Origin of the sequence: Novosphingobium sp. KACC 22771 (assembly GCF_028736195.1) — a bacterium.
Lineage (GTDB): Bacteria > Pseudomonadota > Alphaproteobacteria > Sphingomonadales > Sphingomonadaceae > Novosphingobium.
The window spans coordinates 1,035,059-1,047,447 of sequence record NZ_CP117881.1; the positions used below are offsets into that span (position 1 = coordinate 1,035,059).

At 65.1% G+C, this 12,389-nt stretch carries 11 protein-coding genes; 5 read left to right on the plus strand and 6 right to left on the minus strand.

The genetic code is table 11. The features are described 5' to 3' along the window. Positions 1-33: 33 nt before the first annotated feature. Together PQ467_RS04575 and PQ467_RS04580 are read right to left on the minus strand one after the other, a co-directional pair. Complete coding sequence (locus PQ467_RS04575) at positions 34-588, minus strand: GDYXXLXY domain-containing protein (RefSeq protein ID WP_274175368.1); 555 nt, start codon at positions 586-588, stop codon at positions 34-36. Positions 589-601: 13 nt separating this feature from the next. Beyond that, positions 602-1,762 carry a DUF2157 domain-containing protein gene (locus PQ467_RS04580; protein WP_274175369.1) on the minus strand — a complete coding sequence of 387 codons (1,161 nt, stop codon included), beginning with the start codon at positions 1,760-1,762 and terminating at the stop codon, positions 602-604. A 76-nt stretch (positions 1,763-1,838) separates the two neighbouring features. Here PQ467_RS04580 and PQ467_RS04585 point away from each other — a divergent pair, with 76 nt between their 5' ends. The 5 genes from PQ467_RS04585 (at position 1,839) to PQ467_RS04605 (ending at position 8,042) form a co-directional block, all read left to right on the plus strand. After that, positions 1,839-3,308: a DUF4139 domain-containing protein gene (locus PQ467_RS04585; protein WP_443192999.1), complete on the plus strand. Its 1,470-nt coding sequence runs from the start codon at positions 1,839-1,841 to the stop codon at positions 3,306-3,308. Between the two features lie 2 nt (positions 3,309-3,310). Next, the gene (locus PQ467_RS04590) at positions 3,311-4,828 is read left to right on the plus strand and encodes a DUF4139 domain-containing protein (protein ID WP_274175371.1); all 1,518 of its coding nucleotides are present in this window, start codon (positions 3,311-3,313) and stop codon (positions 4,826-4,828) included. A gap of 217 nt (positions 4,829-5,045) precedes the next feature. Continuing rightward, positions 5,046-5,570, plus strand: a complete 525-nt coding sequence (locus PQ467_RS04595; RefSeq protein ID WP_274175372.1) for a MarR family winged helix-turn-helix transcriptional regulator — start codon at positions 5,046-5,048, stop codon at positions 5,568-5,570. Between the two features lie 105 nt (positions 5,571-5,675). Then, entirely contained in the window at positions 5,676-6,701 is a 1,026-nt protein-coding gene (gene speB, locus PQ467_RS04600) for an agmatinase (protein WP_274175373.1), read from the plus strand. Positions 6,702-6,809: 108 nt separating this feature from the next. After that, positions 6,810-8,042, plus strand: coding sequence for an MFS transporter (locus PQ467_RS04605; RefSeq protein ID WP_274175374.1), 1,233 nt, complete (start codon positions 6,810-6,812; stop codon positions 8,040-8,042). Between the two features lie 18 nt (positions 8,043-8,060). Here the strand turns inward: PQ467_RS04605 and PQ467_RS04610 are convergent, their stop codons facing one another. From PQ467_RS04610 to PQ467_RS04625, 4 genes are all read right to left on the minus strand, one after another. Further along, positions 8,061-9,098: a VOC family protein gene (locus tag PQ467_RS04610; RefSeq protein ID WP_274175375.1), complete on the minus strand. Its 1,038-nt coding sequence runs from the start codon at positions 9,096-9,098 to the stop codon at positions 8,061-8,063. A gap of 146 nt (positions 9,099-9,244) precedes the next feature. Continuing rightward, positions 9,245-10,930 (minus strand): GMC oxidoreductase, encoded by a 1,686-nt coding sequence (locus tag PQ467_RS04615; protein ID WP_274175376.1) that lies wholly within the window; start codon positions 10,928-10,930, stop codon positions 9,245-9,247. Next, positions 10,930-11,475: a gluconate 2-dehydrogenase subunit 3 family protein gene (locus tag PQ467_RS04620; protein ID WP_274175377.1), complete on the minus strand. Its 546-nt coding sequence runs from the start codon at positions 11,473-11,475 to the stop codon at positions 10,930-10,932. The genes PQ467_RS04615 and PQ467_RS04620 overlap by 1 nt, the downstream gene beginning before the upstream one ends. 154 nt (positions 11,476-11,629) lie before the next feature. Next, positions 11,630-12,286, minus strand: a complete 657-nt coding sequence (locus PQ467_RS04625) for a TetR/AcrR family transcriptional regulator (RefSeq protein ID WP_274175378.1) — start codon at positions 12,284-12,286, stop codon at positions 11,630-11,632. Positions 12,287-12,389: the final 103 nt, after the last annotated feature.

Sequence of the window (12,389 nt, forward strand, 5' to 3'; positions counted from 1 at the left end):
GGGGCGCTGGTCTGCTGGACCGGGCGCCACCCTTCAGGGCTGCGTGCCGGTTGGCGGCCCGGGTTGAAAGCGCAGGTGCAGCGGGGTGATCTCGCCGCCGGGGCTCAGGCGAAAGCGCAGGATGGCTTGCTGCGCCGGGTCGTTGAGAGCGCGCTCCATATCCGGCGCTTCGCTTTGCGGTACGAACAGCCGCCCTTGGTGCGGGATGGTTGATGTCCGCCTCGCCGTCCGGCTGCCTTGTGGGTCTTGATTCGCTGACCGCGCGATGCCTTGACAGTCCTTGGTCTGGTCCTGATCGGTCAATGGTGTGGTGCGGCGGATGACCGGGGCTTCGCCTTCGATGCAAAGGCGGGTGGCCCATGATGCTCCGTCAGGCAGGGAACCCGGCTGGGCCATCCCGTTAGAGCCGGGCATATCCTCGGGCCAGACATAGGCGAAGCGGATATAGTGTCCGCTCAGCAGGTCGCGTGGGTCATAGCCGGTGACGGCCACATCCCATTCGACGCCCTGCGCCCAGGTGTTCCGCGTAATGTGCCATGTGTAGGCAAGGCCCGCGAGCGGCAAGGCGATGGCAAAAGCGCGAAGCAAGGCAAGGCGCGCATCACGCGTTCCCCCGCGCAGGCGCAAACCGGCGCGAAATGCGCAGCGCGCCCCATGCCACACCCAGCACCAGCACCCCGCCAAAGATCAGCCCGACCCCGCTGGCCAGCAATCCGCCCGCTTCCCCAAAGGCCAGAATGATAAGCCGCAGCGCGACCACCGCCACCGCCATCTGGAACGCCCAACGCAGCTGTGCATGAAGCGCGGCACCGGCCATACCCGCCCACAGCACCATGAACACCAGCCCAATGGCCAAGCCATGCCCGCCCAGCCGGTCGGCCGCCAGCACGGCCAGCGCCAGCATCGCGAAGACCGCGCCGCCCGCCGCGCCCTGAACGCTGCGGTCCCATTGCCAGACGGCGAGCCCCGCCAGCCCCAAAACTGCCGCCACCGCCACCAGCGCGGTATCGACATTGCCCTGCGGATCGCCCGTCATGGCGCCATTCGTCCAGCCGCCAATGCCGGAGATGATCACGAACAGGCTGACCGCGCCGATGCCATAGGCAAAGCCGATCTGGCCCAGTCTTGTCCAGAACTCTGCGCGCAAAGATCCGCGCAGCATGATCGCCGAGAGCGGGGCCAATGCGACCGGCAGCGCGCATTCGATCGCGCCGCGGATCACGCCCGGGCCGGCATGAGCATCGGAAAAGCCCAACGCCGGATCGCCAAAGCGCATCCATGGCAGCGCGATGCAGCCCCCCGCGAGCAGCGCGGCGCACAGCCAGCCTTGGCCGCCCGTCAGCAGCAGCGGAGCGAACAGCGCCAGCCACAAGCCGATGGCCACCCATGCCGGTGAACTGGTCTGATAGACTTGCCCCAGATGGCCAAGAAAGCCCAGACCGAGGATGGCCAAGACGAAGATGCCGACCTCATTCCAGCGGCGTGCGGTTTCGCCGCCCTGCGCCGTCATGCCCCAGAGCGCCGCGCCCAGCCCGACCATCAGCGCGCCATGCAGCGCAAGGCGCGTCTCGCCCGGAATGGCGGCCCAATTGGCCGCCACCAGCGAGATGATCCCCAGCCCGATCGACAGTGCGGCCAAACCCACCACCGCCCACAGCGCAACCGGGCGGCTGTGTTGCGCCTCCCATGCGCGGATACGGTCGGCGGCGGCAGCATCGATCAATCCTGCTGCAACCCATGCCTTCAGTTTGCGTTCAGCCATAAAATCATCATGCTGTTACGGCAGTAAAGGTCAAGCTAACGTGATCCGTATTTTGGAGAGAAGGGGCGCAATAATGATGAAGCGGCAGGCTGGAAATTGGGCGCCTTTGTTGATGGGTGCGATGTTTTATGCTTCGGGCGCTCAGGCGGCTCCGGCCAGCGCGCAGGGTCAGGTGGCGATCACCATTTACAACAATGATCTCGCATTGGTGCAGGATGTGCGCCAGCTTGATCTGCCCAAGGGCCGCGCGCTGACCGAATTTGCCGATGTTTCCGCCCAGATCCGGCCCGAGACAGTGACGATTGCCGCCCCCGGCGCGGGCGTGGTGGAACAGAATTTCGATTATGACCTGCTCAGCCCCGAAAGGCTGGTGGACAAGGGCGCGGGGCAGGCGGTGACGATCATTCGCACCAACCGCGCCACGGGCGTGGAAACCACCGAGCGCGGCACGATCCTGGCCAATAACAACGGCACGCTGGTCCAGATCGGCAACCGGATCGAGGTGTTGGGCGATATGGATGCGCGGCTGGTGTTCGACCAATTGCCCGAGGGGCTGAAGGCGCGCCCCACGCTTTCGGTCACGCTGGATGCGGCGCAGGGGGGCAGGCGGCCGGTGACGCTCTCCTATCTCTCGCGCGGGTTCAGTTGGAAGGCCGACTATGTGGCCATGTATGACGAAAAGGCGGGCAAGCTGGATGTGCAGGGCTGGGTCACGCTGAACAACACCAGCGGCACGAGCTATCCGGCGGCCAAACTGCTGCTGGTGGCCGGCGCGGTCGGCGAGAGCGTGGAGCAGCCCCGGTTCCGACCGGCCCGGCCCGTCGGCATCGTCGGCACGCAGGCCGCCCCGCGTGAACAGGTGGGCGATTTCTATCTCTACCCGATCGCCAACCCCACCACGCTGGCCCAGGCGCAGCAAAAGCAGGTCAGCTTTCTGGACGTGAAGGGCGCGGCGGCAACCAAGTCCTATTGGTATCGCAACGCGTGGCTCGCCACCGATGACGAGGCGCAGAGCTTTGCCAGCGTCATCAATTTTTCCAATGCGCGCGAGGGCGGATTGGGCGATGCGCTGCCCGCCGGAACGGTGCGGGTTTATATGCGCGATGCGTCGGGCGCGCCGCAATTCGTGGGCGAGGACAATATCGGCCACACGCCGATGGGTTCGACGCTGGCGCTGAAGACCGGCGAGGCGTTTGATGTGAAGATCCAGCCCACCGTGGAAAAGCGCGAGAAGATCGACGGCGCCGAATGGGAGCGCGTGGCCCAATATCGCATCACCCGCGACGGCAAGACCGAGGCGGTCGGCATCGATGCGCCCAAGACCTATTGGCGCACCCATATGGCCTATCGCCTGACCAATGCCCGCGCCGTTCCGGTGACGGTCGAGGTGGTGCAGGCCGGGCTGGATCGCGGATGGCACGACACGCGCGTTTCGGCCGAAAGCGCCAAGGGCGAGCAGCGCAATGCCGACGAACGGGTCTGGAAAATCACCATTCCCGCGCAAGGCTCGGTCAATCTGACCGCCCAGATCGACGCGCGGTATTGATCGTGCGGGCGATGGTGTTGGGCGCGGCCGTGATCGCCGCCGCGCCCGTGCAGGCGCAGCAGGTGGTGACATCGTCCGCCCCTGCCAAGGTGGCGGTGACGATCTATCGCGCGCCTGATCGCGGCGCGGCCGATACGATCGATCCAGCATGGCTGGGCGGCTATGCGCTGATTTCCGAGGAGCGCGAGGTGGCTATCCCGGCGGGCGATGCCACGATCCGGTTTGAAGGCGTGGCGGCGGGCATGCTGGCCGAAACTGCGTTGGTCGAAGGGCTGGGCGCGGGGGTTTCGGAAAAGAACCTTGATGCCGAGCTGCTCTCGCCGCGCAACCTTTATGCTCGCGCCTTTGGCCGCCCGGTCGTGCTGCGCCGCGCCGATGCCAAGGGGCGCGTGCGCGAAGAGCAGGCGATCATCCGATCCGTCCCCGATGGCGCGGCCATTGTTCAGACCAAGGCCGGGTTTGAAATCGCCAATTGCGGCGGATTGAAGGATGCCATCGCCTATGATGGCGTGCCCGAGGGCCTGAATGCGCGGCCCACGCTCTCCATCGCCACCCATGCGGCGGTGGCGCGCAAGGCGCGGGTGCGGCTGACCTATCTGGCATGGGGCTTTGATTGGCAGGCGCATTATGTCGTCAAACTGGCCCCCGGGGCGCAGGCGGCGCAGATGACGGCTTGGGTCACGCTGGCCAATGGCGACACGACCGGATTTGCCCAGGCGCAGGCCGCCGTGGTGGGCGGCAAGCCCAAGTTCGAGGAAAGCCGCGAGCAGCCGCAGGACGCGCAGGATCTGGTGCTGCATTGCCGCCTTTCGCCGGTGCCGCCCCCCTTGAACGAGGCCACGCCGGTCTTTGCGCCGCCTGCGCCGGTCGCGATGATGGCCGACATCATGGTCACGGGCAGCAAGCGCATGATGGCCCCTCCGGTGGTGGTGAAAGAGGAAGCGTTGGGCGATCTGCGGCTCTATCGCGTGCCGATGCCCACCAATGTTGGCGCCCATTCGCAAAAGCAGGTGGCGCTGATGGCGGCGCGGCGGGTGAAGATCGGGCTGATCCACCGCGCCGATGTTGATGTGGGTGCGCAAGATGGCGAGAGCCAGCAGGCGCGCATCAGGCTGCGCATGGCCAATCGCAAGGCGGACGGGCTGGGCCTTGCGCTGCCCGGCGGCGGGGTGGCGGTTGTGCAGCAGGTGGGCACTGCGGATCTGCCGGTGGGCGAGGGCGCGATGGAGGACAAGGCAGTGGGCGAAACGGCCAATGTCGAGATCGGTGCCTCGCCGCAGGTGCATCTGGAAAGCAGGACGCGGCGGATCAGCGACCGGGTGGAGGAGATCATCGCCACCGCGCATAACGCTAACCGCTGGCCTGTGCATTTCGAATCGCAGCAACTGCTGCCCGATGGCGCGCGGGTGCTCTCGGCCTCGGCCAGGCTGGGGCGGCAGGATGGGCATCCGCTCTGGGCGGCCACGATCCCGGCGGGGGGCACAATCCGTCTGACCTATCGCATGCAAAGGCCGCGATAGGCGAGGCTTTGAAAAGCATCGGCTTTTTCGTTTGAACGCGCCAATCGGGTGAAAGTCCAGCGCAAACCGCAAGGCTTTGTGCGTCTTTTGCATCTGCAAAATGGGCGCAAAACCGGCGCAAAGTCTTGCGTGCAGGTGCACAAATTGGCAATGGCGTCCAATCTGTATATATTCCATACAGTCATTGGTACTACCACCCAGAAAGGTTCCCCCTGTCGTGCTCGACACTCGCGCTCCTCGCCGCCGGTTGAACGATATTGACGTTGCCGAAACCGATGCGCCCGACAATGACGGGCTGGCGGGTGCGATCAATACGGCGGGGCTGGAAAGCCTGCTGGGCTTCAATCTGGGCATTGCCTATGCGGCGCTCTCGTTTGATCTGGATCCGGCGCTGCGGCTGATGGATCTGACGCCCAAGCAGACCTCGATCCTCTGGCTGGTACAGGCCAATCCGGGCGTGACGCAATCCCAGCTTGCCCGCCTGTTCCGCATGCGCCGCGCCACGATCCACCAGATGATCGCCAGCCTGACGCGCAAGAACCTGCTGGTGCTGGAAAGCATCGAGAGCGACCGGCGCGCGCAGGGCCTGTTCATCACCGAAGCGGGCAAGACCGCGTTGGCCGAGGCGCAAAAGGTGGTGGTGCCGATCGAGGACGCCTTTGCCGGGGTGCTGACCGAGGCGGAAATGGGCATGGCGCTGGAATTGCTGCAAAAGATTCAGGCCGGGCGCAAGCTGGGCTGATCGGCGTAATACGCGGCTTTCATAAGGTAATACGCCATTTGCGCGATTGCCGCGTCGGGGGCGGCGCGTTCATTTCTGCACTATAAAAAGCAGGGGTGAACAAGAATGCCGCTCGATCTGGATGAATTGCGCCGGTTATACGCCGGTGGCGCCATGCATGACCCCCATCTGCGCGAAGTGGCGGGCCTGAATTTCAAGGATGCCGACAGGCGCGACTGGCCATTTGCCAATCCTGCGACGCTGCTGGGCGCGCCCTACATGCCGGGCGGGCTGAATTATGAATTGCTGCGCGGGCTGGATGTGGCGCTGGTCGGGGTGCCGATGGACCTTGGCGTGACCAACCGGCCCGGCGCGCGCTATGGCCCGCGCGCCTTGCGGGCGGTGGACCGGATCGGGCCTTATGAACATGCATTGCGCATCGCGCCGATGAACATGCTGCGCGTGGCCGATCTGGGCGATGTGCCGATGAACAGCCGCTATGATCTGGCCGCGTGCCATGCCGATATCGAGGCGGCCTATCGCATGATTGCGCGCACGCGGGCGGTGCCGCTCTCTGTGGGGGGCGACCATTCGATCACCGGCTCGATCATGAAGGGTCTGGCCGAACGCAGCGGGCCGATGGGCATGGTCCAGATCGACGCCCATTGCGATACGGCGGGCATGTGCGAAGGCACGCGCCTCCACCACAGCGCGCCCTTTCGCGAGGCGGTGCTGGCAGGCGTGCTGGACCCGCGCCGCTGTGTTCAGATCGGCATTCGGGGCGGGGCATCCTATCTCTGGGAATTTTCCTATGTCAGCGGGATGACCGTGATCCACGCCGAGGAGGTGCAGGCGCGCGGCATTGACTGGGTCATCGCCAAGGCGCGCGAGGTGGTGGGCGACGGGCCGACCTATGTCAGCTTTGATGTGGACGCGCTCGACCCCGCCTTTGCGCCGGGCACCGGCACGCCCGAGGTGGGCGGCCTTTCCACGCGCGAGGCGATAGCGATCCTGCGCGGGCTGGCGGGCATCGACATCATCGGGGGCGATGTGGTCGAGGTGGCGCCCGAATATGACCATGGCACCATTACCGCGCAGGCAGGGGCGCAGATGCTGTTTCAATTGCTCTGTCTGGTCGCCATGCGGATCTGAGCCAAAGCGAGCCACCGCCATTGCGGTTGAGCGGTCATGATGCCAATGATCCGCCCGGCCGCCCGTGTGCCGGACGGCTGCGTAATGGCTTTCAAGGATAGACCGCCCATGGCTTTTGTTTCTGCCGCTGCCCGCGATCCATCCCGCGATGCGGCGCAGGAGCCTTGGAGCGGCAAGGCGATGGCGATTGTCGCGCTGTGTTTCGCGCTGAACATGGCCGATGGGATGGATTTGCTGGTCCTTTCCTTCATCGCACCCTCGCTGCAGAATGAATGGAGCGTTTCGCCCGCGCAACTCGCCATCGTGTTCAGCGCAGGGCTTGCGGGCATGGCGCTGGGCGGGTTGGGCGTTGCGCCCCTTGCCGACCGGTTCGGGCGGCGGCGGATGGTGGCGCTGGCGATGGGGCTGATGGCGCTGGCCATGGTGGTGTCGGCCTATACCCATTCGGTGGCGCAACTGGCTCTTGTGCGCTTCTTCGTGGGCACGGGGATCGGCACGGTGCTGGCCTGCATTGCGGCGATTGCCGCGCGGGTGGCGCCGCGCAAACATCGCAACTTTGCCGTTGGCGTGCTTCAGGCAGGCTATCCCATCGGGGCGATGCTGACGGGCTTTATCACGGCTTGGGCGCTGCCCCTGTTTGGGTGGCGCGCCATTTTGCTGGGCACGGCGGCGGTTTCGGCGCTGATGGTGCCGGTGATCCTGGCGGTCCTGCCGGGGGGGCTCGACGCGGGCGCATCGGGGCAAAAGACCGGCATCGGCGAGGTTATCAGCGGTGCGCGCCGCGCCAATTCCATCCGCCTGTGGGTGGCCGCGATCTGCGGCTTCATGGCGCTCTATTTCATCACCAGCTGGATCACCAAGCTCTCGATCGAGGCGGGCCTGCCACAGACGCAGGCGATCATCGCCAGCGCCATCTATAATTTCGGCGCCTTTGCCGGAACCGTGGCGATGAGCATCGCGGGCACCCATTATGACGTGCGGCGCCTGTGCAGCGTGCTGCTGGCGGCCACGGCGGGGGTGTTCCTGTTTTTCGGCGGGGTGTCTATGCCGCTGTGGGGCGTGCTGATTTCGGCCTTCGTCATGGGTGTGACGCTGCAGGGCGGCTTCAATATGCTCTATCCGCTGGCCGCGCAGGTCTATCCCGATGCGGTGCGGGCCACGGGCATCGGCTGGGCCTTTGGCATCGGCCGGATCGGGGCGTTTACCGGGCCGCTGCTGGGGGGCTGGGCGCTGGGGCAGCATTGGCCGCTGGTGGGTATTTTCGCGCTGTTCTGTGGCCCGCTGCTGATCGCCGCCGCCTCGGCGGTCGGCGTCAGCAGGGATGGCGATGCCGAGAGATAAAGCAGCGCCGCGCGATGATCAGCGATCGCCCGCCATCGCCATGACGGCCGGCGCGGGCCGGGGATCGGCGGGCAGATAGCGCAACTGGTCCTCGCGTGCATAGGCGACATCCCAGACCGGCTCCTCCCGCAACCAGTGGGGCAGGTCGTGCATATAGATCAACGTGCCAAACGCCCCATCCCATACGCGCACCTTCCAACTGTCATCCACACAGTCGCAGTCGGCGCCATATTCCATCTCGCCGCCCAATTCCGGCACGCTCAGATAGAGAAAGGCCGCGCTGGTCAAGCGATGGCGGCCAAGGCCCCAGCCGCCCGCAAAGCTGTAGCCCAGCCGGTCGAGGTGGTTCTTGCCCACCATGATCTCGTCAATATCCTCGCATTCGAAATTGGCGTGATGGAATTTCAGCGTGCCGTCGAATCCGGGCATTTTCGCATGGGCGTTGGCCATGAAAATATTGTGATGCTCATAGGCCCCGTCGGCCCGCATATAGACGCCAAAGCCTTTCTGCACATCAGTCAGGCGGAAACCCAGCCGGTCGCGGTAATAATCCAGCGCCTCCTGCACATCGGGAAAGGTCCAGACGGTGTGGTGAATGCGCTTGGGCACCGCGCGGGCCAGCCATTTGCGCGGCTGGTTGAGGCGGCCGATATGGCCGGGCGTGTTGGCCGGGCTGGGCGCGCCATGGGCGGGGCGCGGTTGCCAGACCTGCAATCCGATGGCCTGTCCAAAGGGCGTGATGAAATGGGTGACGCCCTCGGCATCGAGCATCAGTTCATGATCGCGCGACAGGTCGGCGGTCATGCGCGCCATGGCCTCCGCGCTGTCCACGCTCCAGATGCATTCATGGACGCCGATGCCGGTCTGCGCGGTCCCCTTGGGCAGGTCTTCATGCCCGCGCAGCAACAGGCGGACCTGCGCGCCATTGACGGTTTCGAACCGGGCGCTGGAGGCATCCTGCTCGACGGGGCGCAGCCCGTAGTCGGTGAAAAACCGGCTGGTGGTGGCCAGATCATCCACCAGAAACACCAGCCGCCGAATGCCTGTGATCGCCATCTCGCGCATCTCCCTTTGCCTTGTGGGCCCAAGGATGACGCGCGAGAAGGCGGCATGTGTTGATCTGGCTCAATCCGGTTTCATCGATTTGATGGGATCGACCTATTGATAAAATCGAATGGTTGACCGTGGTGGGAGGGGCCGCGTCAAATCTCTCCCGCCTTGATCAGAGCGACCGCGTGATCGACCGCCCGCGCCGTCAGCGCCATATAGGTCAACGAGGGATTCTGACTGGCGCTTGATGCCATTTGCGCGCCGTCGGTAACAAACAGATTAGCCACATCATGGGCCTGACTCCATTTGTTGAGCACGCTGGTTTTCGGGTCATGGCCCATACGCGCTCCGCCCATTTCGTGGATCGCGGTGCCGCCGGGGCCGGGCTGGTCCATGCCGAACAGCACCCGTCCGCCCGCCGCCGTCAGCATCGCGCCCGCTTCGCGCTTCGCATCGGCCAGAGCGGCCATTTCCCCCGCGCCATGGGCAAAATGGATCTCCAGTTGCGGCACGCCCAGCGGATCGACCTGTTTGGACAGGGTCAGCCGGTTGGACGCGCGCGGCAGGCTCTCGGCAAAGGCGACCAGCACCATCCGCCACGGACCGGGCGCGCGCAACTCGCGCTTGAAATCCGCGCCGACGCCCGCCTGCCGCTTGCCGCGCGTCCATGCCGATTGCAGCGCGCCGCCCTGAAACGAATAGCCGCGCGTGAAGCCTTCGCCATCGGCCTTGTCCAGATTGCGAAAGCGCGGGATGACAATCCCGGTGGGGCGATTGCCAAAGGAGGTGCGCCCCTCGAACCCCGGCATCAGGGCCATGGCCGAAAGCGTATTGGCATGGTCCATGATATGGGTGCCCAGCACGCCGCTGGAATTGGCCAAGCCGCCCGGCATCGCCTCATTGGCCGAATTCAGCAGCAGATGCACCGAATTGAACGCGCCCGCATTGAGGAACACCACCCGCGCGGTGGCGCTCTTGCGCTCGCGGGTCTTGGTGTTGACCCAGCGCACGCCGGTGACGCGGCGGGTGGCGGGATCATAATCCACCTTTTCCACCTGCGCGTCGGTGATGACGGTCAGGCGCCCGGTCTTGGTCGCGGCGGGCAGGGTGGAGGATTGCGTCGAGAAATAGGCCCCGAAAGAACAGCCCCGGATACAGATGTTGCGCGCCTGACAGGGGGCGCGGCCCTCTTCCTCCTTGCCTTGCGTCAGATTGGCCGTGCGCCCGATGGTCAGGCGGCGGTCGGGCCAGCGTGCGGCAATTTTCTCGCGCACCGATGTTTCGACCGCATTGAGCGCAAAGGGCGGCTGAAACTGGCCATCGGGCAGGGCGGCCAGACCCTCGGCCGCGCCCGAAACGCCGATGAAGCGTTCGACCTTGTCATACCACGGCGCCAGATCGGCATAGCGGATCGGCCAGTCCGTGCCCATGCCATCACGCGCATTGGCCCCGAAATCATAGTCCGACCAGCGATAGCACTGGCGCCCCCATGTCAGCGATTTGCCGCCAAGCTGATAGGAGCGGAACCATGTGAAGGCGCTGTCGGGCCCCAGCGCATAGGGGTTTTCGCGGTCGTTGACGAAATGGTCCTCAGTCCATTCGGTGAAATGGCGGTTGAGCATCTGCACCGCATGATCGCGCTTATAGCGCTGCGTATCGCCCTGCCCGCGAAAGGGCAGTTCCCACGGCGCCTTCATTTCGCGCGCATAATCGCCATGGACGATCTCGCGCCCGCGCTCGATCATCAGCACTTTGAGGCCCGCCTCGGTCAATTCCTTGGCCGCCCAGCCGCCGGTGATGCCAGAGCCCACCACGATTGCATCAAATTCGTAAGCCATCATCCAAACTCCACCGCGGTCCAGTCGCTGGAAAAGGCGCGGTCGCCGGGCTTGAGCGGGATGTCGGCATCCCAGCGGCCCGGAATAAGGTTATATTGCAATTCCTTCGAGGCCCCGGCCTCGCTGGTGTAATAGCCGGTCAGGATCAGCCCCTTGATCGCCACCCAAGGGCTGGGCGTCGCGGGCGGCGGCCCGGCGGGAAAGGCCTCGGCGTCCAGTTGCGCTACGATCCTGGCCTGCTGCGTGGGGGGCAGGGCGAGGAAGTCGCGGCCCGCGCGGCGGTTCAATTCCTGCTCCAGCCACAGGTCATGGCGGATCGGTTCGCCCGTCCCATCCAGCCCATGGGCAAAAGCCAGCGTCAGGAAGGCCCCCACGCCGACATCGCCTGCGCCGGGCGTGTCGCTGCGCGGGATCACGATCTGGGCCACGGTCCTGAGCAAAAGGGCGATGCGGGGCGATGGCGACGCCGCCATGGCCGGAACCGGCAGGCCGGTGACCAGCGCGAAAATCGCCGCCCCGGCCATGACCTCGCGCCGGCTTGCCATGGGCTGTTTGAGCCGCGAATGTTGCAAAATATCTCTCCCGGCGGCCGGGCGGACAAAGGGGGCCGCCTCGGCCTAAATCAGAATGTTGGTTCTGAAATATCGCGGGAGAGACGCGCCTGTCAAGCGGCGCGAAAGGGGGCGTCGGCGCGGCGTGTCAAAAGCTGGGCGGGGTGACCAGAAAGGCGGCGATCATGCGCGAAAGATCCTGAAGCAAGATGTCCCAATCGCCTTCCCATGCCGCGGTCGTGGCCGAACCAAAGCCAAGATAGCGGGCAATCGTGGCGTAAAGGATGCGAAAGACCGAATCGACCGCGCGCAGCGGATCGGGCTGCTTCATCTCGGAGGCATGCAGCAGCAGCGCGTCCTTGACGGCATTGGCGGTGGCGGCAAACGAGGCCTTGCCCGTGGCCGCCACCAGCGGATCATTGGTGGCGCGCAGCATCAGCGGGCGCATGATATCGGCGTTTTCCTTCAGCGTTTCGCCCACCGCGCGGGTCAGCGCCACGACCAGCTGGTCAAGCGTCTTGGCGCCATTGCGAGCCTCCTCCAGCATCGCGCCCATCCGGCGATCCACCCGTTCGAGCACGCGCAGTTGCACCGCATGGAGCAAGGCGTCCTTGCTTTCAAACCGGTTGTAGATCGAGCCGATCGAGACCTTGCCCTTCTTGCTCACTTCCTGAAGCGTGAAATCATCCGAGCCCGCCGCTGCCATCAGCGCTTCGGCCGCTGCCAACATGCGTTCATACGATGCCTTGGACCGGCCTTGAACAGGCGCGCGCAGGGCGGTGGAGAGGGCAACATCCTTGGTCATGGCCTGTTCTTTTCCGCTTTGCCACAACTTCGTCAACAAAGATCGCATTATTAGAATTTTAATTCTTATCATCGGGACGGCAATCCGGGGGGAACAGGCGCGC

Coding starts and splice junctions, on each gene's coding strand:
- PQ467_RS04580 (WP_274175369.1), bottom strand. CDS start 1,762: ATGGCTGAACGCAAACTGAAGGCATGGGTTGCAGCAGGATTGATCGAT.
- PQ467_RS04585 (WP_443192999.1), top strand. CDS start 1,839: ATGAAGCGGCAGGCTGGAAATTGGGCGCCTTTGTTGATGGGTGCGATG.
- speB (WP_274175373.1), top strand. CDS start 5,676: ATGCCGCTCGATCTGGATGAATTGCGCCGGTTATACGCCGGTGGCGCC.
- PQ467_RS04605 (WP_274175374.1), top strand. CDS start 6,810: ATGGCTTTTGTTTCTGCCGCTGCCCGCGATCCATCCCGCGATGCGGCG.
- PQ467_RS04610 (WP_274175375.1), bottom strand. CDS start 9,098: ATGGCGATCACAGGCATTCGGCGGCTGGTGTTTCTGGTGGATGATCTG.
- PQ467_RS04615 (WP_274175376.1), bottom strand. CDS start 10,930: ATGGCTTACGAATTTGATGCAATCGTGGTGGGCTCTGGCATCACCGGC.
- PQ467_RS04620 (WP_274175377.1), bottom strand. CDS start 11,475: ATGGCAAGCCGGCGCGAGGTCATGGCCGGGGCGGCGATTTTCGCGCTG.
- PQ467_RS04625 (WP_274175378.1), bottom strand. CDS start 12,286: ATGACCAAGGATGTTGCCCTCTCCACCGCCCTGCGCGCGCCTGTTCAA.